This is a genomic window from Diplocloster modestus (genome assembly GCF_019042245.1).
Taxonomy (GTDB): Bacteria; Bacillota; Clostridia; order Lachnospirales; family Lachnospiraceae; genus Diplocloster; species Diplocloster modestus.
In genome coordinates, this window is record NZ_JAHQCX010000005.1 from 15678 (window position 1) to 37764 (window position 22087).

The following is a 22087-nucleotide window of genomic DNA, read 5'->3' on the forward strand; positions in this document are numbered from 1 at the left end:
CCTTATTTCTTCAACCTGGGATCCAGGGCATCCCGCAGCCCGTCGCCGATAAGGTTCAGTGTCAAAACCAGAACACTCAGTATGATGGCAGGACAGAGCAGGCGGTACGGATATAGTGACAATGCGCTTAAGGCGTCAGAGCACATGGAACCCAGGCTGGCCATGGGGGCCGCGACTCCTATTCCCAGATAGGAAAGGAAGGATTCCATGAAGATCGCCGACGGGATCTGCAGACAGGTGGCTATGACCAGCTGTCCCACACAGTTGGGCAGCAGATGCCGTGTGATGATCCGCTTATTGCCGGCCCCCAGTACCTTTTCCGCGGTAATGAATTCCATGCTTTTTAACTGCAGTACCTGGCCTCTCACGATACGCGCCATACTGACCCAGTATAACAGGGCAAACACGATAAAGATACTCACGATTCCGGCGCCGAGATCACTCATGGCCCTGGCCAGACCCCAGTTGGATGTGTCAAACCACTTTTGCAGAGGATCGGATATAACCACCTGCAGAAGAAGTACCATAAGGGTACTGGGAATGGAAATAATCAGATCGATGATCCGCATGATCACAAAGTCGACCACGCCCCCGCAAAGTCCTGATATAGCTCCGATGGCCGCCCCGATCACCAGTACGATCAGCGCCGCGATGATACCGATAATCAGGGATACCCGGGTTCCATACATGCTCCGCGACATGATATCTCTGCCGGAGGAATCCGTGCCAAACACGTGAGGGAATACGGACTTGATCATCTCCACCTCTGTGGCGTCCGAAGACGGCTCGCCGACCGTGTATTCCAACGGAGTGACTGTGTTAAATTCACCGTTCTTATAGTCTTTCGTACGCCCTATGGTCAGAATATCCGCTGCATCCTTGTCATAGATGATCATGGCCTTTTCCAGTGCCTTCTCAAGGGTAAAGCAGTAAGTGGTGTTATTCTGCTCTATGTAATAATCACCTTTGGACAGGGACAGCAGGGAACCCATGATCGTCTCCGTAAAGAATACGGCATCCGCCTCCTGGAGCACAGTCCGCTCCATCTCTTCACTTTTTGAATATTCCATAGGTCCAAGCTTTGCGCTGTTCCGATACTGGCTCTCATAACTGTAAGGTACGATCAGCGGCCCCACAAAGGCGAAGACCACAATCACCAGGAATACGATCAGAGCCGCCATAGCTACTTTGTTGGATCGAAACCGCCTCCATGCATCCCTCCAATAGGAGATACTCTTTCTTTTTTCAATGAGATTTTCCTTCTCGCTGTCGCTGGCTGCGGAAAATCCGTCCTCCGGGATCTTCAGAAAATCCAGATCCTTGGGATTATTCAGGTGAATAATCGGCATTGCCTGTCTCTTTGTTTCTCTATCCACCCTCTATTCCCCCTTTCCTGTCAGCGTAATACGGGGATCTACAAACTTGTAGATAATGTCCACCAGAAGATTCATGCCGATCACCAGGGCCGACAGCACTATGGTCGTCGCCATGATAACAGGATAATCCCTCTCAATGATACTGGAAACAAAATATTTGCCCAGTCCCGGAATGCCGAACGTAGTCTCTATGACAAATCCTCCGCACATAAGGCCGGCCGTCAGGGGCCCCAGGTAGGTAACCACCGGTATCAGGGAGTTACGAAGAGCATGTTTAAAGATAATCTTACCAGTCTTCAGGCCCTTTGCCTTGGCTGTCCTTACATAGTCCTGATTGATCGCATCCAGCATGCTGGTTCTCGTCAGCTTCGCCACATAACAGGCATAATATAAACCCAGTGAAATGACCGGCATAATGTAGGATTTTACATCCGTCAGGCTTCCTGACACCGACGGCAGTATCCCCAGCCGTATAGCGAAGACCTCCAGCAGCAGCGTCGCCACCACAAAGTTTGGTATGGCGATCCCCAGCGTGCTGAACACGCTTAACACATTATCGATCCATTTCCCCCTGAAATAAGCCGCGATACATCCCAGTGGAACCCCGACCAGCACCGTAATCAGCAATGCCAGCATTCCCAGCTTGATCGAGAGTTCGAATTTCCCCTGATGGAAGATAAGGTCTGACACCGGCGTGCCTTTCTGCATTTTCAGGGAGGTTCCCAGATCCCCGTGCAGGTAACCTTCCAGATAATTCTTCAACTGGACAATCAGAGGCTTGTCCAGGCCATACTTCTCATTGGCCAGCTCCATCTGCTCCACTGTCGTGTTCTCCTCCAGAAAAGGGCTGCCGGGTATCGCATTCATAACCAGGAATGTGATAGCCGCCACGAATAACAGTGTACAGACTGACGCTGCAATTCTCTTTACTACATATCCGAACATAGGCTTCCTCCTATCACCGTACTAAAGTTTCATGTCCGAACGGACTTCCTTAAAACACTTCACCGCAAAGTCCAGATCTTCCCTCGTGTGCCCGGCTGATATCTGGGTACGGATCCGATCCCTTCCCTTTGGCACAACCGGATAGCAAAAGCCTACCACATAGACTCCCTTTTCCAGCATCCTGGCCGCGAACTCCTGTGCAATGCGGGAATCATAGAGCATGACCGGGACGATGGGGTGTTCACCCGGAAGCAGGTCAAATCCGGCCTCCTCCATCTGTTCACGGAAATAGCGGGCATTGTCGTGAACCTTATCCCGAAGTTCCGTGGACTCAGTGAGAAGATCAATGGTCTTGATGGTCGCCGCACAGATGGCAGGCGCCACGGTGTTGGAGAACAAATAGGGTCTTGAACGCTGCCTGAGCAGATCAACTATCTGCTGCTTCGCCGCGGTAAAGCCTCCGGACGCGCCTCCCAAAGCCTTCCCAAATGTTCCGGTGACGATATCCACCCGGCCTATCACTCCGCAGTGCTCGGGCGTTCCCCTTCCATGTGCCCCCATAAAGCCGGATGCGTGGCTGTCATCTACCATCACAAGAGCGTCATATTCGTCTGCCAGATCGCAGATTTCTTTTAGTTTAGCTATGTAACCGTCCATGGAAAAGACCCCGTCGGTGGCTATCAGCTTAATGCCTGCCCCCGACTCCTGCGCTGCCTTAAGCTGTCTGCGCAGATCCTCCATGTCACTGTTTTTGTACCGGTACCGCTTTGCCTTGCATAACCGGACACCGTCAATGATGGACGCATGGTTCAGCTCATCGGAGATCACTGCATCACTTTCAGTGAGAAGTGTCTCGAAAAGTCCGCCGTTGGCGTCAAAACAGGAGGAATACAGGATGGCATCCTCGGTTCCGACAAACTCCGCGACCTTATGCTCCAGCTCCTTATGGATCTCCTGGGTCCCGCAGATAAAGCGGACGGAGGAGAGACCGAACCCCCATCTGTCGTAACTGGCCTTTGCCGCTTCGATCAATTCCTGGTTGGTGGAGAGTCCCAGGTAGTTGTTGGCGCACATATTGACCACACGGCTGGCCTGGGTGGTATCGATCCGGGAATACTGAGGAGTCGTAATGATGCGTTCCTCTCTCCAGGTACCGGATTCCCGTATGTCTCCCAACATTTTTTCATATGTTTTCAGTGCTGTTTTCATATCTTCATCCTTTCCAGTCCAGAATCACCTTGCCGGAGTTTCCGCTTATCATGGCTTCAAAGCCCTTTTCAAACTCCGTGTAATGGAACCGGTGCGTGATCACCGGCGACAGATCCAGTCCCCCCTGGACCATGTAGGACATCTGATGCCAGTTATCCATCTTTCTGCCATAGATTCCGCGAAGTGTCAGGCCCTTACAGATAACCTCGTTCATGTCCACCTCAATCGGCTTATTCGCCAGCCCCAGAAGGGAGATCATCCCGCCGTTACGCATAACGCCTAACATCTGCGCAAACGCCTCTCTGCTTCCTGACATCTCAAGACCCACGTCAAACCCCTCACACAGCCCCTGTTCCCGCATCACGGTCTCCAGATCGTCCTTCGCCACGTTCACCGCAGCATCGGCACCTATCCTGCGGGCCAGTTCCAGCCGGTATTCATTGACATCTGTGATAATCACCCGCCTGGCCCCGGAAAACTTACAGATCCCCGCTGCAATAATCCCGATCGGCCCCGCGCCGGTTATCAGCACATCTTCCCCCACAAGAGGAAACATCAAAGCGGTATGCGTGGCATTTCCAAAGGCATCGAAAAAGGATACGATATCCTCCGGTATACGCTCATCGATCTCTATGACATTGGTGGCGGGAATACAGACATATTCCGCAAACGCGCCATCCCGGTCCACTCCCACGCCGATGGTGTCCTTGCACCACTGGATATTGCCGGTGTGGCAGTTCCGGCAGCGGTGGCAGGTGATATGCCCCTCTCCGGACACCCGCTGCCCTACCTCCAGACCCTTCACCCCGACTCCTAATCCCGCAACCTCTCCCACATATTCATGCCCAATGGTCATGGGCGGTTTGATATGCAGCTGTGCCCAGGGATCCCAGTTGTAGATATGTACGTCTGTGCCGCAGATCGCTGTCTTGTGAATCTTAATCAGAACTTCACCAGGTCCGGGCTCTGGGATCGGCTTCTTTACCAGTGTCAAACCTTTACCACATTCACTTTTCACTAATGCATCCATTGTGTTTGTCATACGAATCCCTCAATTTTACACAAATGTCTTCCCCATAAAGACATTTATTGATTTTCGTCCTTGTTACAAGGACATTATATATAATTTTCGTATATTATGCAATGTTTTTTTCATTATTTTTCAAATTTATTTGTCAATATTTTCACAGCTTTTTCGTCATTCTGTTCAGTTTATTTTAGATTTACACAAAAAAATATATTTTTTTACCTGTTCAAGAACAAGTTTTGTGAATTGTGACTGTTCCCTCAGATGTCTAAAATCTATGGTTCCGCGGTATCTTTTTACGTTTCCGAACGATCTCTCAATCAAAAAGTCCGCTTCCTAATTGCTTTCACTTGCGTTATGTATTATTATACACAAATTTTATTATAATGGATTATTGGAATTTTTCCAACTGTGAACGCACGCGTCCGGCCAAAAAGGCAGCACCCCTCTCCGGCATTAGAATCTGACATATCCAGATTATTTTTTGCTTGCGTGACGGTGTTTCATGGGGAATCATGAATGAGGCTACCTCTGTATGTCGTTTTCATCATGAGATGGAGGCAGGCAAAGAAAATACGGACCTGTGTGCTGCACTGGTCCGCATTTTTTCTTTTTCCATATGCTTTTGTCCTTCTTTTTTCCCACTGGTCCGCTCATATCAGGATTTTGCTGTTCCAGTTCCCCTATATGATTACGAATCACTTTCATTAAATTATGCTGCGTATGATCTTATTGAAATTCTCCGCATCCCATGCACTGCGTCCGATAAACAGCCCGTCTACCCACGGAATCCGGATCAGGCCTGCTGCATTTTCCATATTAACACTGCCGCCATACAGGATGGGTATCCGGTTCCCGGTCTTTTCTCCGAACAGCTCCGTCAGGATATGCCGCATGTGCTGATGTCTTGCGGATACATATTCCACCGAGGCCGGTTTACCGTTGATTCCTATGGCCCATACAGGCTCATAGGCTACCCACACTCCGGACGCTTCCTTCCGGTCCAGCCCGTGAAGCGCTACCTTCAGTTGGGTGCTCAAAGTCTCGTCACTGATGCCGAAGTTCCGCTGTTCCAGTGTTTCGCCTACACACAGCAGGGGAGTAAAGCCGTACTCCAACGCGGTTCTGACTTTTCTTCCCTCTTCCTGGTCAGTCTCCCGGAATGTGTGTCTTCGCTCGGAATGCCCGATCTCTACGATGTCCACTCCTACCTCTTTTAACATCAGCGGCGATATCTCACCGGTGAACTGTCCTTCTTTTTCCCAGCACATGTTCTGTGCGCCCAGCTTCACATGGGAACCTTCCGTTACCTGGCGGGCCGCCTCCAGGGTGGTATACGATGGTATCACGAAGAGTTCCAGAAGTTCCTGCGGAAGATCCTCTGTCAGTTCCTTAAGTCTCTGCAGATATACCTTCGTCTCCTCTATCGTTTTATACATCTTAAGATTCGTTCCCAGATATTTTTTTTTCACTTCATCCATATTCGGTCACCCGCATTTGATCCGGTTCTCGGACTCGATCTCTTTGATCGCATCCACCTTTGGTGTAGACGGGGAATCTTTGAATTCCAGGGAAAGCCATCGTTCCAGAATGCATTTGGCCAGTTCCACCCCAATGACCCGTTCGCCCATGCACAGTACGTTTCCATCATTGCTGAGTATTAACCGTTCCGCTGAAAAGATATCATGACAGACCCCGGCGCGGATTCCCGGGAATTTATTGGCTGTCATGGCCATGCCCAGACCGGTCCCGCAGATCAGTACCCCGCGCTTTTCATAGCCGCTGTCTATAATTTCCTGGCATACTTTTTTGGCAATATAGGGATAGTAGATATCGTCCTTCTCACTGTCACACCCCATATTTTCAACTGTATAGCCCTTTTGTTCCATAAATTTCATCAGTTCATCTTTCAAATGAACCGCAGCATTATCACAACCAATTACAATCTTTCTCATAGTTTCCTCCAAGTGTGCGTATTTTGCACATATAGGTATGGATGAACATCTTTTTGTTCAGCCGTTCCTCCAAGCGTGCATTTTTTTTGCACATATAGGGATGGATGAACATCTTTTTGTTCAGCCTTATAACCGCCTCATCACTGACCTGGTATTACAAGGTATCAAGCCGGATCACATCCAGGTCGTCGGGTATATACAGGTTACCATGATAATAACCGCGCCCTTCTTCCAGATATTCTTCCCGTCTGTGACCATAGGTCTGATCCTCGGTATGCCAAAGGATCAGATTCTTCACATGTCTTTGCTCAGCCAGAGTACACGCATCCCTTACCGTACTGTGATGATATTCATAAGGATGAAAAACTTCTCTCTGGCTGTATAGGCAGAAAGCCTCCGACAGCAGCCAGTCAGCGCTTTCCACATAATCCTCCCTGCTCTCATGGCAGGGTTCATCTCCCAGGAACGTCAGCACTTTTCCGCATTTTAACTGCATCCGGTATCCGAATTGTTTTGCTTTCGTCGAACACAGATCGAAGAAGGTGGCCTGGTATCCCATGATGGCTTTCTGCTCCCCGTCCGCCACAGGAATCCAGCATATTCTCTCCTTCATCAATTTTTGTTCCACGGCCCGCAGCGTGAGACCGCAGATCGTCCTGATTTTCTCCAGTAGTTCCGGGTGCGCATATAAATTTAATACTCCCTCATACCTTCCCTGGCTCATCCGGTAGGTAATCATCCGTATGGCACAGATGATACCCAGCAAATGATCCGTATGTTCATGAGAGACAAAGATATGGTGGACCTGATTCCAGGAGATACCCGCTTCTTTGAACTGGCGGTAGATACCATCGCCACCTCCGCCGTCTGTCAGAAGAACATTCTCTCCGTCGTAAATTGCATAACAGGTATTATAATATCTCGTTACCAGTGCCGTCCCGGTACCCAGAACAATCAGATTTTCCATTCTCTGCCTCCCTGAACTTTTTAATTCCAATCCATGCTTACCCACTGCACTTTTTCAGTGCCTGCAGCTATGCGCTATCTTGCTTGCTATCTTACTTGCTTGCTATCTTACTTGCTTGCTATCTTTGTTGCTATCTTACTTTCTTTCCCTACTTTATTTCCTGCTAATGTCTTATACTATGCCACTACCCCTTTCTGATCCCGGTACATGCCTTTTTTCCATTTTCCATCCAGCATGTCGGCCATAATCTGATTCAGAAGATCTCCAAATTCCGGCTCTACAATATGCATATCCGCAATGATCAGATCCAGATTTTCGTTTTCTTGATCAAACTCTTTTTCCAGGATGCTGCGCATCAATGTGGCGCGTCTGGACCAGCGGGCCTCTTTTTCATCCGGCTCCCATACCGGGCCGTCTCCATTGCCCTCAGACCAGCCGCGTTCCTTGGTACAGATCTCTTCTCTCTGATCATATGCGGACCAGCCCTGCATCGGGATCACAAAAGCAGTGGGGCCCTTGGTGCTGTTTAATTTCTCCGCAAAATAATGGGACAGGTCCTCAATCTCATCCAGCGTGGGAACCATGATGGTTACCCCTTCGTTATGCTGATAGGGGAGCTGTGTATCTTTATACGGTTTTCTTCTGCCGGATTTAAAGTCATCCAGATATTCCTGGGGCAGTGAGGACAGGGCGCCGAATGCGGACTGATCGCAGCCGCCGGGGGTGACGACCTGCGGGATGCCCACATCAGCAGCAGCCGTTACCCGCTCCCCGGTCCAGGTCTCCGGTGTACCGTATACACTGTGATACATATTGTTGGTCAGTTCTCCCGTAGTCAGATCGATGATCGCGGTGATCTGGCCGGAACGGATCAGGTCCTCCATCGTGGCTCCGGTTCCCACCTGGTGGATGATAATGGTATCCCAGCCATGGGCATCCCAGTACGCACTGCAGCGGTTTACCGTCTGAGTCGTGGTGCCGTAGGCGGTGATGGCCATCAGCGGTCTGGATGTGGAAGCATCGATCTCTCCCACTTTGCCCATGGCTACGATGGCTGCCGCAGCGTTGGCGACCATCTTACGGGTAACGATATTGATGCCCTGCTCCGCCGTGGGATTCATGATGTAAATATCTTTATTTCCCAGCCACATGCTGACATCGCTGGAGGCCATGTCTGTCATCATAATCTTCGGCACCCCAAAAGGAAGTGCCCTCATCAGATAAGTCACTGTGGTGGTACCCATGGAACCGGCCCAGGAGATAATTCCATCCACTTCCCCTGCTTCATACATCTGCATAATCTTGGCAGCTCCGGCTTCTCCCACCGTCTTAACCGCTGTCGAACGCGGGGATTTGAAAATCTCTTCCTTGGTCTTTCCCACTGCCTTCAGAACTTCCGTCAGAGAGATATCTGCAAAATCCACGTCGTGGCCGCAGCCGCAGTTCAGGATCTTTACGTCTCCGCCGGCTTTCGCCACCTCATCCGCCAGAAACTTTAATTCAGTAAATTTTGTATCACACATTCCTGCTACGATTATTTTCGGTTTTTTCTCCATTTTATTCCCTTCCCTTTCTTTTTCCCGGCAGCTGATATTCATTTCCTGCAAACGGCCCATTGGCACTTGAATCCTATTAGCAGTCTGTTGTTTCCGTATTTCAGCCCACGGGCATCTGAATTTCTCTGCAGCACGCCGCCGCATCTGAATTTATTTAACGGTCTGCAGGCATCTGGATCTCTTTGTATTCCTGGGTTGCCGCAAGTACCGCTTTCTCGATGGGCATCCGTTCCGCCGCGGAACCGCCGATGAAGCCCTGCGCGTTGGTCCGTTCCAGAACGTATTTGACCTCTTCGGGTCCCTTGATCGGGCCGCCGTGGGCGAACACGATCACGTCTGGATTCACCGCTCTGGCCGCGTCGAAGATCCGCTGGCTCAGTTCACATGCCTCATCCAGGGTCAGATTACTCTTAGCTCCCATCAAACCGCCCACGGTGGAACCCACATGGGAGGAGATCGCCGGGCATCCGGTTTCCGCCAGGATTCTGGCCTCATCGGGGGTAAAGGCATAGGCCAGGGAGAACATTTCCATCCGGTGCGCTTCGGCCACGAAGTCAACTTCCCGGTCCCATCCCATTCCAATGGCCGCCATCTGTTCCATGATGGAATCGCCGTAGATCTTCATCATGAACGGGTTGATTCCTGAGATTCCGGCTTCCCAGAGTTTCTTCAGGTGTTCTCTGTGAGGGAACAGCGGGTTTGTTCCGCCGGACAGGGACAATACCGGCGTATCTTTTACATTTGCCACGATTTCCGGAGTCAGGCTGAAGATCACTTCGTTAATATCGGAGTAAGGCATCAGCGGCGCTAAAGACCCCTGCCCTTTCATTCTCCAGTAGCTGGTTGCCGATACGCAAATTAAGTCCGCGCCGCCCTTTTCCTGTAATTTTGCTGTCAGGCCGCTGCCGCAGTTGGGCATGAACAGTACTTCTTTTTTCTCGATCTTTGCTTTTAAGAGATTAATTACCTCATCTTCCTTAAAACGCTTTGCCATATTATATTACCTCCTGATTTATATAAATTTATTTAAAAATGCTTCCGTGTTCTCAGTGATGATCTGCCGTACTTCTGCCGCCGTAACCAACCCGCCGTCCGTCAGCTGATCTGCCAGGTCTTCCAGATTCTCTCTGGTATCCGTCTGCTCATAGAAAGGAAAATCACTTCCGAAAAGCAGATGTCTGGTACTGCCTGCCCAGCCCTTAACCGTCTGCAGAAGCTGCTGCATGGGCCAGTTCAGGGTTTTCCCCGTCTTTCCAAAGTTAGTGCTTACGTCCGCGTAGATGTTGGGGTGCTTGCGAAGCAGCATCGCCGTCTCCTCATACCAGATCCGGCCGGCGTGGCCCAGGATGATCTTAAGCTCAGGAAATTTAAGCGCCGTCTCATCCATATACACAGGGCGTCCGTAGATGTCCCCGTAGGGCCTGACCCCGATTCCCCCGCTGTGGAACAGGATGGGTTTCCCATACTCCTGCATCTGCCGGTAGACCGCATCCAGCCGGTCATCGTTTGGATAAAACTGCTGCATATTGCAGTGCAGCTTCAGCCCCGCAAAGCCCTGATCCTCGATGCAGCTTCTCAGAAAATCCACGCTTCCCTCCTCAAAGGGATTCAGTGTGCAGAACCCCAGAAGCTTTTGGTCTGACTCCCGCACCGCGTCCGCCACATATTGGTTCAGGCCGCGTATGTCCTGGTTTGTCAGTTCCGGCCCGAAGGACAAGGCACTGACTACAGTCAGGTCGATACCGGCAGCTTCCATGGAAGCGAGAAGTCCGTCGGCGTCAAAGGAAAAACGGCTGTTCCTGTTCTGAAAATATTGGCGCATAGATTCCGGATTTCTGTCCATGGGCCATAAATGGGAATGTATATCGATAACCACGCGAATCACCTCTCTTAGCTGTTATCCGCTATGCATTGCTAAAAATCCAGCAATAAACTTTATTCCACATATCCGAATTGTTCGATTGCCGCCCTCAGTTCTTCATGTTCTTTCATCGCTTCCTCAAGGGACCGCCCCTGCTGCACATATTCTATAGCCTGGAGCATGGCCCGCACTCCGGCTGCCGCTCCCATGGGATGCCCCTGGACCGCTCCGCCGGGCGCCAGCATAATGTCTGTACCGCAGTCCTTCATATAGCGTTCCACCACTCCCGGATGGACACCGCCGCCCATAGATGGCAGCGTCGGTCTGATCATCCCCCAGGGCAGGGACAGCTGATGAGCGGTCTGGATATATTTTAACCGCTCCAGCGGATATCCCCCGTACGGGGTGTTCATCATCACAATATCCGCTCCGCATAACCTGGGCAGCTTCCCGATGGCGATATCACTGCCCATGCCGCTGTTCACTCCTTCATAGAACATACCGGAACCAGCATAGTGGCCCAGAATCGGAACCGGGCAGGTGCTGGCGATGTGCTGCAGCATACTGTAGCCGACCGTGGCAAAATTTAACATCAGTGCTTTCGCCCCCGCCTCCAGAAGCCGTTTCACATGATCTTCCTGTACGGACGCGCTTTCGGTGGCATTTACCACGTAGATCGTTTCTTTTCCTGTTTTCTCATAGGCAGCCCTGGCCGCCTCGTTGTAGGCCTTGACCCGCTCTGCGGCCGGGGAGAAATCCGGGTTTCCCAGGAGTTCATCGTCCTTGATAAAATCCACGCCGCCCAGGGCCGTTTGATAGAAAATACCGGCACCGGTCTTCGGGCTGTGGCCCGTACACGGTTTGATCATATTTAAGAGCAGAGGCCGGTCCTGGACCCCCGTCAGCTTTCGAAGCCCCGCGATCCCGAAGTTAGGTCCGTGAAACTGCCTTACGAATACTTCGGGCAGCTTCAGATCCACCAGCTTCACCTGGGCAGAGGTGGACGCGTCATTGCCCAGCAGGGTAGTCAGCAGCATCGGCAGCGATCCCTGGAAATTCGCGTAAGGATAAGCGATCTGGATAAAATAGTCTTCCTGCTCCCCAACACTTTGCGTAGACAGATCATTGGGCGGCGCTTTCAGGATCCGTATCACTTTTCCCATATGGTTTCTGCGCATTGCCTCATCGATGCCCGGAACGGGCACCCAGGTGCCGATGGTCTGCCCCACCGCCATCGCCGACGCCTTGGCCGTTATATCCGTTTTGCGGGGAAGCCTGATATAATAGACGGCCAGCACATAGTCCTGTCCCTGTATCTCCTCCGGCAGGCAGAATAATTCTTCCTGTTTCATGTTTACCTCCATTTGTGCATTTGTTAACACATGTAAGTATGGGTGAACATGATATTCAACCCCTTACTCCCCAGTTACCGTAATTCCAGTCTCATACAAAATCCCGTCGCGTATGACCTGGACTTTCATCTCCCCATGCAGTCCTTCTTTACTGATGAATTTATCAATCTCCCGGGAGTCGCTCTTCTGAAAAGTGCCGACGCACATGGCCTTAAAACTGGTCGCCGACGTGGATATGTAATACCGGTGTACGTTACCGCTGCCCTCGGTCAGCAGCAGCATAACCAGTTCACCCTTTTCAAATTTCGCGTTAAACCGGATCCGGTCTTCTTCCTCCGTAACAGAGGCCTGACAGCCTTCCGGCAGCTGCTCCCCGGCTGCCTCTGCCGGTATCTCTGTCTCGAATTCTTCCGTGATCCCCAGTGTCCCCAGAAGCTGTCCTTCACCCAGCTCTGCGGTCTCTCCCGCATAATATAACGGCAGTTTTCTGGCCCGGTAGCAGTTGGCCGGAACTTCCAGCTCATAGACGATCTGCCCGTCCACCAATTCACAGGTAATGGAATTCAACGTCAGTTTGTCTTTATCCCGTCCCATTAGCGCCATGGATCCCAGTTCCTCGCTGGGCTTGCCGTCAATATAAGCGATTCCGCCTGAGTGGACCAGGTAACGGCCTTCGCCGTAGTACTCCACGTTGGATATATAGGGTGAAAAGAAATCGCTTCCCCGTTCCCGTCCGTACTCCCAGACCTGGCGCACCTTATGGTTTTTATGGTCGATCCGGTAGCGGACTCCCCTGGAATAGCTGTCCGCGGCCTTCTGGTATTTCTCCGGATATTTACTCCGGTAATGCCCGTTGTCAAAGAGCATCAGGTCCCCGTTCGGCGTATAGATCACCCCATGCTGTTCGTACTGGTACCCAAACGGTTCTCCCTCCGGTTTCAGGAAATACTGACTGACAAAATCTTCCGGCCACTCATCCGGATCACCCAGTACCCAGTTCAGTGCTCCTGTATCATAGTCCAGATTGATCACCGCGTCCTGATGCCGCCCGGAAATGGTCAGGCTGTTGGTGTCTTTTTCATACCAGATTGAGTTATTGTGGAACCAGTCCCTGTCATCCCAACTTCCCGATTTTCCGCGGTCCTGGGGCAGGACAGATTTGTAATCCCAGCGTTTTAAGATCTCTCCTGTGTCCTTGTGGATGAGTACACATACGTCCTCCACCGTAGGGGCATCCGCATCCTGGGTCAGCACCAGGATATTGCCGTCCTCCATCTCAAACTGGTCGTGATGGTAACCGCCGGGCAGCCGGTATTCCCGGAAAACCTTACCGCTTACCGCCATCTCGTATAGTCCTGTGGTATAGTAAGGAAGGCCCGTCAGACGCTCCGTCCCTATCAGCAGATGACCGTTTGGCAGCCGCTTCAGCGCAAAATTCAGATTCGCGTCGGAATACCAGCGGATATCTCCCCGGTAATCCACCGCCACCGGTTTCGATCTCACTGCCGCGGTGAGCCACATCATCTGGTCCCCCATATAAACCGGGTCCGTCTCACAGCGCGTGGGCTGCGGTACCCGCTCGTTCATGGGACCGGTCTGGATGAGCATTTCGCTGCGCTCCCCGGTGGACAGGGTCAGTAAAACCCGGTTGGCTGTATCCGCGTAAAGCCCATAGACCGGCAGAATATGTTCACACTGCGCCGGAAATGTGTGAACCACATTTCCGGCTGTCTCCCTTCCGGACACGGTAACCGTAACCTCTGCCGGCACGCCGGTCCGGAACAAGACCATGGCGGTTAACGGTGCCAGCATGTAAGGATTGAGTTTTACCAGAGGATTCTGAAGTGTCCAGGTCCCTTCGGAAAATTCTTTCAGATAAGCCTGTTCATTCTCCCGCTGGGCAGTAATGATATGTTTTTTCTTTCTATATTTCATCCTTTTTCACTTCCTGTCTTCTTGAAATACGCCGTATTATTTCCACTCGTTTCCAGCCCAGTAAGGCAGATAGACATGGCTCCGGTAGCAGGTGCAGAAGTTGCCGTTATAGCGGGCTTTGAATACCACTTCATCGTTTAAGAGTTCCACGAACAGGCAGTTTTGTACCGGTGATGTCAGGAAATCCCAGTACCCCTGTGTCTGGCGTCCTTCGTTATCAAACATGGTGGCGGAGAAATCAATCCAGTAATGTCCCGTTCCCAGATAGTCCGCATTCCCCATAACAGCGGAGTTTCCTTCGATGCCCAGATCCCGGTCGGAGGACCAGAGTTTTTCCACAGTCATATGATCCTCATCCACGCGGTAGAGAACGGCTCTGGAAGACTTGTTGATCACTTCGATGCCCAGGTTCTCACGATATTTGTGATAGGAAACCATATTGTCAAAGATCAGCAGATCTTTGTTGGGAAGAAGGGTCACCTTATGCTGTCCGTGGGGATAGAAGAACAGATCACCCTGCGCTTTCAGGATTTTGCCGCGCAGCTCTTCCGGTATTAATTCCTTCTGCGGATCATCCGCCGGTTCGGTCAGAATCCATTTTATTTCCCCGGTGGACGCGTCGTATTTCACTAAGGCGTCCTGGTTCCGGGCCGAGAAGATAAAGCTGTCGTCGGAAACATCGTAGACGATAGAGTTCATATGGCACCAGTCCAGCGTCTCCGGGCGCTCCGGATGTTTCCGGCTGCGGTAATGGAATACGGATTCCGGGATCGGGAATATTTTCTTGGCATCCCATTCCCGCACGATCTCGCAGGTCTCGCGGTCAAATTCCACGATATAGTCTTCCTCCCGGTGGCTGCCCGGCTCCCGGGTCAGTGCCACGATGTTGCCGCCTGGCATCTCGATGATGTCATGATGGATGCCGTCGCAGAAATATTCGTGGACAAATTCTCCCATCAGATTGATTTCATAACAGCTCTGGGTATAATATCCGGTTTCCGCCTTCTCGGAACCGATCATCATGTTTCCGTTTTTAAGAGGCGTCATAGGTCCTACATTTCCCAGGATAATATCGGAGAGATACCAGCGGATATCGCCGTTCCTGTCAAAGGCCGCCGTGTAGGAAGGTTTCTGTCCTGCAGCCTTACCGGCATCTGTCAGATGCATTGGCAGCGCATAATTGCCGTTTACGAACACCAGGCCGTCCGCCAGTTTATCCCGTTTGATTTCCTGGATTTCTATTTTCTGTATATCCGCAGGCAGAGGTGCTGTCCCGATCTGTACGGTTTTATACGCCTTGCTTCCGTCACTGCCGATCGCCGTCAGGCACACTTCATTATCACAGCCGGCGTACAGCGCGTAGACCGGAATATAATGCTCTGTGGAATATCCTTCGAACGCTTGGGTAAATGTACTCTCCCGGTCCTTACCCGGCGTTTTCAGAACGATCCTGGTCTCCTTCTCTGTCCGGAACATCAACAGTGCGCTTAAAGGGGACTGTCCGAATGGATCCACCACAAGATAAGGATCGTCAAATGTATAATTTCCTGCCGCATATTCTTTCAAAAGCTGTTCTTTGCGTAACCTCTGTGCAGGTTTCAGATCTTCATAAACTTTATTCTCGCTCATATTTACCTCCAGTGACGCATTCACTGCGTCTTAAATTCAGGTATGGGTGAACATCTTTTTGTTCAACCTTCTTACTCATCCTTAAGTTTAAAATTTCAGAAAACCGGTCAGCATCCAGAACGGTATGATGATAATACACAGGAATACAGTGGCCAGGACGAACCGGATACTCCCCCATTTTAACGTGGTCTTATTATCAAACATGCCGTAGCTGAACAGGATCAGGAACAATACCCACTCATACGGGAAGAAAAGCTGCTGAACGCCCCACACGAAACCGTAGGACGCGCCTACTGCCGAAAGTCCCAGTTTTCCGGCCATCTCGATAATAGAGGGAACCAGGGCGGCTGTGGCGGCCATGGGTGTCATAAACATATTGAAAATCACGCCGAAAGCGTAAGCTACCAGTATCATGCCGAAATTACTGGCTCCGCCTAACAGCGGCAGTGTCAAATCGCCTATCATGGTGCTGAAGCCTACCGCGTTGGATACACTTCCGATAGCCATGCAGGAAGCGGTGAAAATAATAATCGGAAAGTTCGTCGCCTGAAGATCCTCGATGGGGGAAATGTGAATTCCCGGAAGGAAACAGGCAGCTGCACCCAGCATGAACAACCAGCCGGGATCGATCTTCGTAAACAGCATGCCAAGCAGTACAAGCGCGATGATAATCAACATTTTCTTCTCTCTGATCTGCATTATGCCTAAAGCTTTGGATTCTTCTTCCAGGTGGTCTTTACTGGAGAACTGTACGTCCTGTTTGAACAGAATCAGGATCAGCCCGGTACTGACTACCAGCCACAGCAGGGCGGGCAGCGCGTTGGAGATCAGATGCTGCATCCAGGTTACTTCGATACCCGCATTTTTCAGATGCTGGGCGATAATCATTATATTGTCATCTCCGGACATCCACACCCAACGGGGTCCGATACCGGCGTTAAAGCCTGCGAACATGATGCCGATTCCTGTCTTGGTTCCGGGTTTTAAATCCATGGCCTTGCAGATTCCATAGGATATGGCACAGAAGATAGTAACACGGCCGGTAATGTTCGGTACCAGCAAAGCGGCTATAATTCCCGCAACCGCCATTCCGATCACGATTCCCTTGTAGGAACCTCCTGTCTTCCGGATACAAAAATATGCCATTCTCTTCATCAATCCGCTCTTATCAAACACTACAGCGATAATCAGGCCGCCCAAGATCAACCAGATGATGGAACCCGTCCACGGCGAGAACACGACGTCCGCTCCCGCTATCCCGAACAGGATATAGAACAGATTCAGCAGGATTCCGGCTATGTACACCTGGATCAGGTCCATGACCCATACCAGAATTGCCCAGAGGGTGATCGCCATAAATCCTTTCATCTGTAAGGTCACCACTTCGGTGGTCGGTACCAGTAAGAATATCAGTAGTGGAACTCCCAAAGAAATTACCCATTTTAAAATCTGTAATACATTGTTTTGATTCGTTTTTGCAGTCATCCCATTTCCTCCAATTTTAAATTTCCGCTGCTACTTCACTGAAAAATCACCGCAATTCCTTTTCATAGCTGTTAGATGCCTAACATTTTTTCAGTCTTTTTCTTTTGTTCACACCCATTTACTTCACCTCCGCCAGCATAATGTTCACGTTTCATTTTTCTAACATTTTACAAACAAATTTTAACATTAAACTCTCACATTTACAACATTCTTTCTTACATTTTATTCATTTCGTGATAGCAAATAAATGTTAATCTCTATTTTTGTCACATTGTACCAACGTTTTTCACTTTTCAATGTTCGTAATAACACATTTTTGTTATAAATTTGTTAAACTTTAACATTTTTTGTTAATCTGATCATTTTATAGCATCCTCATATTGATTTTATACCTAAAAAACGTTATAATTAGACCGTCATAGGAAAAAATACTACAAAGGGGTATAAATTTTGGGAAAAAAGAGTGAACGGATGAATCGTTTAATTGAATTGCTCAAGGAGCAGGAGTCCATATCGATCAGAAAATTATCTGAAATGTTAAATGTTTCAGAAATGACGATCCGGCGCGATCTGAAATCATTGGAGGAGAATGACGTGATCAATCGCGGATATGGAAAAGCTACCTTGAAAGAGACTCCTCGGGAAGACTTTAAAGATGAAAATTATGAATTGCTTTCCGCAAAAACGAAACATAATGACGAGAAAGAACGGATCGGCAAATACGCAGCCACTTTGGTGAAACCGGGTGATATCCTGATTCTGGATACAGGGTCCACAACGGAGAGGATAGCCAAATACATACCGGATGACATGGACCTGACGGTTATGTGTTATAACTACAATACGCTGGCTTACCTGGTTCACAAGCCTTATGTAAATCTCATATTCCCCGGCGGCTATTATCACCCGAACGGCCAGTTTTTTGAATCCCTGCACGGCATCAAGCTCATCGAGGAAACCCGCGTGACCAAAATGTTCCTCTCCGTATCGGGGATACACAAAACCCTCGGCATCACCTGTTCCAACAACTACGAAGTGCTGACCAAGCGCAGTGCCATCCAATCCGCCAGGACCCGGATCATCGTCACGGATTCCAGCAAATTTGGGAAAATACGGCCGGCCTATTTTGCCACTTTGGAAGATGTGGATATGATTATCACCGACACCGGATTATCGCAGGAATGGCAGGAATATCTGGATCGGCTGGGAATCGAGTTGGTTATGGTATAATGAAATTGACAAAACAAAAAACAGCTGAAATGACAAACGTTACCGTTCAGCTCCTCGTCAGGAACTGGAAACGGTAACGTTTTGCATTTCAGCTATTTTAACAGCCAGATCAAAAGATAATTATGGTTATACAGCCAGGTCAGAAAGGAACTGCGTCCAATCATCCCAAAGAAGGTCTGTCCGGTCTGTGTCCCCGCGAATACGGTCAGCAGCAGGAAACCGATCCAGATGACCAGAAGCCCTTCCGCCGCTCCTAACACCAGGCCTGCGGTCTTGTTAACACCCCGCAGCACCGGCAGGTTCGCGATAAAATCAAACGTAAAAAGCGTAAACCGAAGCACCAGTGTTAAAATCAGGAAAACAGCAACGAACGCGATGAGATTCACAATCGCACCCGCAAGATAAGCCGCAATGGATTCATTCAGCCCTGTCGCTTCCAGGAAGGAACCATCTGCAGGCAGCTCCTGATCTGTCTGTGCGCCGCCTTCATCTGCCGCTCCCGACTCCGGCTCTATCTTCGCCAGCATATTCCGAATGATGGACGGCAGCTCAACAGATGAGCTGCTTCCTGCATTTCCATCTTCTGCGTTTTCCCCATCCGCCTCATTTTCCGAATCCGGCTCTCCTAACTGCGCCACCACTTCCGCTATATTCTCCTTCACCGTCCCATACAGCGGCGTATGGTCTTTTAGGAAATCACTCACATAGGGAGTAACAAACCATACCACCACCATCGTCACGATCAGAGAGAGAAATGATATAAGAATCCGAATAAAACCTTTGTGATAACCGTTGATCGTCAGCCCTGCCAACACGATCACAACTGCAATCAATAACCAGTTCATGTGCCACCTCTTCTATTTCAGTTTAATCTGCCGCGTATTCGAGGAATCCACCACTATAAATTGACTCCCTTTGTTCTTTGGAATGATATCCAGTATATTCCTTGTCATGGTTCCCGTAAATTTTTCCACACCCTTCAGGTTATATACGGAAAACTGTTTCTGATAAAACATCAAAAGCTGGTCGTCATATATTTTAATCCGGTCAAATTCGGTGTTAAGCTTCTGCGTCAGAAGCAGGCTGCCCTGCAAATTATAGATCCTGGCACTGTATTTACTGGCATTATCCGCAGAGGTCACCACGATCCCGATATGGTTTTCGTCATAAAAAATATCGACCAACTGTTCCCCCTCTTCCAACGGTACCTCCGCCGAAAGCTCCGGGATCTGTTTGCCCTCAAAAATAAGAAACCGGTCGTCGCCGAAAGCCACCGCGTGTTCATTGTCTATAAACGCGGTACGCGGGAACAGCACTCCGTCTACAATCTTTCCGCTTACCAGCTTGTCCGTATAATTCTGCCCCACAGAACCAAAATTATAAAAGGCCACATGTGTTTTCAACGCGCCTCCGTCCAGCTGCAGATAGGATACGATAACCCTGGTATTGTCATTGGAAATATCAAGATCAACCGGGTATCCGGAAATATCCAGAGAGGTCTTGTTCTTGGCTAGCGGTTCCCCGCCGCTTTTGTCATAGATATTGATCCAGGTGGTATCTCCGTCCTCCAGCACAACAGCTACTGTTCCCAGTTCTGAGACACGAAACTTTTGAATCGGAAAGTTTGTGTTCACTTCTCCCTGATTCCCGTCAGCGTCAAAGATAAACAGCTTTGTTCCCTTGATATCGCCAACAGCCGCCATATTTTTGCATATATCCACCGTGGGGGACTGCATTTCATAAGTATAAGCCCACAATGTATTATTCTGGGCGTCACAATAAGAGACTCCGTCCTTATTGTATTTCAGGATCTGCCCCTGAAATTCCATGTACTGAGCCGTCACGGTATCCTCACGTTTGATATCAGTTTGCACTTCGTACTCTTTATATTCCCGGTTCTGAAGGTAAAAATAGGCAGCCGTTCCAATAATGCCCAACACGGCCAACACGGCCAGTATCTTATAAAATTTCAAAATCCGGTAGCGCCGGATTTCTTTCTTTACGGAAGCCGCCTCATCTACGGAGACGATCTTTCCCCTGCTTTCCAGTTCTTTTTTCTTTTTAAAATATTCCCTTGCGTTCGGCAAAGTTCTACTCACCCTTTTATAGTATGCCTGTGCTGATCGGCGTGTTCGTATCTTCTGAATCTTCGTCATTATGCCCCGAATAATCACATTCCGGAACTCCCCGGACAGGATACACACTCCGCGCCACTGCAGGCGCTCCGTCGGCGCTGATATAATGTCTACGACATTATATCACATATAAAACTTGTTATCAAAAAAATAAATGTGAAATTTGTATGACTCTATCAAATTATGCATCTTTAGTGCAGGCGGATTTGGCGGATGCCGGCGGAGTCAATTACCGTATATTGGTATTTTTTATCGCCGGGAATAATTTCCAGGATAGGTAACGGCATATCTCCACTGTATCTTTTCCGGCCGCCCAGATCATAGATCCGAAGGGCTTTGTCCCTGCACAGAAGCAGCTGATCCTTGTATAACTTGATTTCATCATATGCCTCTTCCAACTCTTTTGTAAACTGCTGGGTACCGTCTGCGCTGTAAACCTTCAGCAGAATGGGGGCCCCCTTCTGTCGTGTCACCGTCATTCCGACATATTGGTCATTAGAGAAATAATCTAGCGCTCTCTCTTCCGCTGGGAGATCAATCTGTTTTAACGGCTCCGGTATTTCATTTCCTTCAAACAGGAGTATACTGCCGTTCCCCAGGGCTGCCGCATGAGCAGAATCTATGAATACCACTTGCGGAAATATGCCGCCTTGTATTATTTTACTGCTGACCAGTTGCCTTACCGTCTCTGAGCCCACTCTCTGCAAGCGGTAAAATGCAATATGGCTTGTGGATATGGTGTCCTGCGGCTGCATATCCAGCTGCATATAGGAGACTATGAGTTTTGTGCCGTCCGGCGAGATATCCAGGTCTGCCGGGTATCCTATTCTGTCTTCCGGTACGCCATAGCTGCCCAGGGAATCGCCGGTAAGGCCGTTATAGATCTCAATGCGGCTGTCTTTCCCCTCTGCAAGAATAACAGCCACCAGCCCTCGGTCCGAAACCCGGTACCGCCGGATTGGCAGCTGTGTATATATCTCTCCTCTCTTACCAGACGTATCAAACAGAACTATCCGGTTTCCCCGGATATCACCAAGTGCCGCCATGGAGCCGCAGGTATCGGGAAAAGGGGTCTGCATCTGATAGCTATAACTCCAAATACGCTGGTTATCCTCACTGATATAGGTGACGTTCCTGGCGTCATATTGCATGATCCCGCCGCAAAAATCCTGATAATCCATTCCTTTTGAACTGGTCAGGACCTGATTCGACTGCACCTCGTAAGCTTTGTAGGTACGGCCCGCAAATCCGGCAGCCAGGGCCGCAGCGGCAATAGCGAAAACACACAATACTGCTGCGATCCCCAGACGGTGCCTCATTCTTGTTCGTTTTACAGGTCTGCCTGTATGGATCTTCTTTAATAATCTGTTTTTCTTAATCTTCTGCTTTTTTCTTAAATATTCCCTCGCATTCGACAATAGATTT

Annotated in this window: 18 protein-coding genes; 1 reads left to right on the top strand and 17 read right to left on the bottom strand. The window is 49.7% G+C overall.

Annotated features, from left to right (window positions below; genetic code table 11):
- Positions 1 to 2: 2 nt before the first annotated feature.
- The 14 genes from KTH90_RS08850 to KTH90_RS08915 all read right to left on the bottom strand — a co-directional run bounded on the left by KTH90_RS08850 (position 3) and on the right by KTH90_RS08915 (position 17297).
- A complete protein-coding gene (locus KTH90_RS08850) occupies positions 3 to 1376 on the bottom strand; it encodes an ABC transporter permease (protein WP_238726644.1) in 1374 nt (457 codons plus the stop codon).
- Positions 1377 to 1379: 3 nt separating this feature from the next.
- Complete coding sequence (locus KTH90_RS08855) at positions 1380 to 2321, bottom strand: ABC transporter permease (RefSeq protein WP_158351025.1); 942 nt, start codon at positions 2319 to 2321, stop codon at positions 1380 to 1382.
- Positions 2322 to 2342: 21 nt separating this feature from the next.
- On the bottom strand, positions 2343 to 3530 hold the full coding sequence (locus tag KTH90_RS08860; protein WP_158351026.1) for a glycine C-acetyltransferase: 1188 nt from the start codon (positions 3528 to 3530) through the stop codon (positions 2343 to 2345).
- A gap of 4 nt (positions 3531 to 3534) precedes the next feature.
- Entirely contained in the window at positions 3535 to 4572 is a 1038-nt protein-coding gene (gene tdh, locus KTH90_RS08865) for an L-threonine 3-dehydrogenase (protein WP_238726645.1), read from the bottom strand.
- 692 nt (positions 4573 to 5264) lie between these two features.
- Positions 5265 to 6038 carry a triose-phosphate isomerase gene (locus KTH90_RS08870; RefSeq protein ID WP_158351027.1) on the bottom strand — a complete coding sequence of 258 codons (774 nt, stop codon included), beginning with the start codon at positions 6036 to 6038 and terminating at the stop codon, positions 5265 to 5267.
- Positions 6039 to 6044: 6 nt separating this feature from the next.
- Positions 6045 to 6512, bottom strand: a complete 468-nt coding sequence (gene rpiB / locus KTH90_RS08875) for a ribose 5-phosphate isomerase B (protein WP_158351028.1) — start codon at positions 6510 to 6512, stop codon at positions 6045 to 6047.
- A 154-nt stretch (positions 6513 to 6666) separates the two neighbouring features.
- Entirely contained in the window at positions 6667 to 7479 is an 813-nt protein-coding gene (locus KTH90_RS08880) for an MBL fold metallo-hydrolase (RefSeq protein ID WP_158351029.1), read from the bottom strand.
- 176 nt (positions 7480 to 7655) lie between these two features.
- Positions 7656 to 9035: a Tm-1-like ATP-binding domain-containing protein gene (locus KTH90_RS08885; protein WP_238726646.1), complete on the bottom strand. Its 1380-nt coding sequence runs from the start codon at positions 9033 to 9035 to the stop codon at positions 7656 to 7658.
- A 154-nt stretch (positions 9036 to 9189) separates the two neighbouring features.
- The gene (locus KTH90_RS08890; protein ID WP_158351031.1) at positions 9190 to 10029 is read right to left on the bottom strand and encodes a phosphoenolpyruvate hydrolase family protein; all 840 of its coding nucleotides are present in this window, start codon (positions 10027 to 10029) and stop codon (positions 9190 to 9192) included.
- Between the two features lie 18 nt (positions 10030 to 10047).
- Positions 10048 to 10911 carry an amidohydrolase family protein gene (locus KTH90_RS08895; RefSeq protein WP_158351032.1) on the bottom strand — a complete coding sequence of 288 codons (864 nt, stop codon included), beginning with the start codon at positions 10909 to 10911 and terminating at the stop codon, positions 10048 to 10050.
- A gap of 59 nt (positions 10912 to 10970) precedes the next feature.
- Positions 10971 to 12248: a RuBisCO large subunit C-terminal-like domain-containing protein gene (locus tag KTH90_RS08900; protein WP_158351033.1), complete on the bottom strand. Its 1278-nt coding sequence runs from the start codon at positions 12246 to 12248 to the stop codon at positions 10971 to 10973.
- A gap of 63 nt (positions 12249 to 12311) precedes the next feature.
- Complete coding sequence (locus tag KTH90_RS08905) at positions 12312 to 14183, bottom strand: aryl-sulfate sulfotransferase (RefSeq protein ID WP_158351034.1); 1872 nt, start codon at positions 14181 to 14183, stop codon at positions 12312 to 12314.
- Between the two features lie 36 nt (positions 14184 to 14219).
- Positions 14220 to 15812: an aryl-sulfate sulfotransferase gene (locus KTH90_RS08910; RefSeq protein ID WP_238726647.1), complete on the bottom strand. Its 1593-nt coding sequence runs from the start codon at positions 15810 to 15812 to the stop codon at positions 14220 to 14222.
- An 87-nt stretch (positions 15813 to 15899) separates the two neighbouring features.
- Entirely contained in the window at positions 15900 to 17297 is a 1398-nt protein-coding gene (locus KTH90_RS08915; RefSeq protein ID WP_158351036.1) for an SLC13 family permease, read from the bottom strand.
- Positions 17298 to 17768: 471 nt separating this feature from the next.
- Here KTH90_RS08915 and KTH90_RS08920 point away from each other — a divergent pair, with 471 nt between their 5' ends.
- On the top strand, positions 17769 to 18527 hold the full coding sequence (locus KTH90_RS08920; RefSeq protein ID WP_238726648.1) for a DeoR/GlpR family DNA-binding transcription regulator: 759 nt from the start codon (positions 17769 to 17771) through the stop codon (positions 18525 to 18527).
- A 92-nt stretch (positions 18528 to 18619) separates the two neighbouring features.
- Here KTH90_RS08920 and KTH90_RS08925 read toward each other — a convergent pair whose 3' ends face one another.
- The 3 genes from KTH90_RS08925 to KTH90_RS08935 all read right to left on the bottom strand — a co-directional run bounded on the left by KTH90_RS08925 (position 18620) and on the right by KTH90_RS08935 (position 22080).
- The gene (locus KTH90_RS08925; RefSeq protein WP_158351038.1) at positions 18620 to 19372 is read right to left on the bottom strand and encodes a CvpA family protein; all 753 of its coding nucleotides are present in this window, start codon (positions 19370 to 19372) and stop codon (positions 18620 to 18622) included.
- A 12-nt stretch (positions 19373 to 19384) separates the two neighbouring features.
- A complete protein-coding gene (locus KTH90_RS08930; protein ID WP_238726649.1) occupies positions 19385 to 20614 on the bottom strand; it encodes a DUF5711 family protein in 1230 nt (409 codons plus the stop codon).
- 239 nt (positions 20615 to 20853) lie between these two features.
- On the bottom strand, positions 20854 to 22080 hold the full coding sequence (locus tag KTH90_RS08935) for a DUF5711 family protein (protein ID WP_238726650.1): 1227 nt from the start codon (positions 22078 to 22080) through the stop codon (positions 20854 to 20856).
- Between the last annotated feature and the right edge of the window lie 7 nt (positions 22081 to 22087).

What these genes read in the sequence shown, in the direction of transcription:
- KTH90_RS08855 (WP_158351025.1), bottom strand. Translation starts at nt 2,321, where the DNA reads ATGTTCGGATATGTAGTAAAGAGAATTGCAGCGTCAGTCTGTACACTG.
- KTH90_RS08860 (WP_158351026.1), bottom strand. Translation starts at nt 3,530, where the DNA reads ATGAAAACAGCACTGAAAACATATGAAAAAATGTTGGGAGACATACGG.
- tdh (WP_238726645.1), bottom strand. Translation starts at nt 4,572, where the DNA reads ATGACAAACACAATGGATGCATTAGTGAAAAGTGAATGTGGTAAAGGT.
- KTH90_RS08870 (WP_158351027.1), bottom strand. Translation starts at nt 6,038, where the DNA reads ATGGATGAAGTGAAAAAAAAATATCTGGGAACGAATCTTAAGATGTAT.
- rpiB (WP_158351028.1), bottom strand. Translation starts at nt 6,512, where the DNA reads ATGAGAAAGATTGTAATTGGTTGTGATAATGCTGCGGTTCATTTGAAA.
- KTH90_RS08880 (WP_158351029.1), bottom strand. Translation starts at nt 7,479, where the DNA reads ATGGAAAATCTGATTGTTCTGGGTACCGGGACGGCACTGGTAACGAGA.
- KTH90_RS08885 (WP_238726646.1), bottom strand. Translation starts at nt 9,035, where the DNA reads ATGGAGAAAAAACCGAAAATAATCGTAGCAGGAATGTGTGATACAAAA.
- KTH90_RS08890 (WP_158351031.1), bottom strand. Translation starts at nt 10,029, where the DNA reads ATGGCAAAGCGTTTTAAGGAAGATGAGGTAATTAATCTCTTAAAAGCA.
- KTH90_RS08900 (WP_158351033.1), bottom strand. Translation starts at nt 12,248, where the DNA reads ATGAAACAGGAAGAATTATTCTGCCTGCCGGAGGAGATACAGGGACAG.
- KTH90_RS08905 (WP_158351034.1), bottom strand. Translation starts at nt 14,183, where the DNA reads ATGAAATATAGAAAGAAAAAACATATCATTACTGCCCAGCGGGAGAAT.
- KTH90_RS08910 (WP_238726647.1), bottom strand. Translation starts at nt 15,812, where the DNA reads ATGAGCGAGAATAAAGTTTATGAAGATCTGAAACCTGCACAGAGGTTA.
- KTH90_RS08915 (WP_158351036.1), bottom strand. Translation starts at nt 17,297, where the DNA reads ATGACTGCAAAAACGAATCAAAACAATGTATTACAGATTTTAAAATGG.
- KTH90_RS08920 (WP_238726648.1), top strand. Translation starts at nt 17,769, where the DNA reads ATGAATCGTTTAATTGAATTGCTCAAGGAGCAGGAGTCCATATCGATC.
- KTH90_RS08925 (WP_158351038.1), bottom strand. Translation starts at nt 19,372, where the DNA reads ATGAACTGGTTATTGATTGCAGTTGTGATCGTGTTGGCAGGGCTGACG.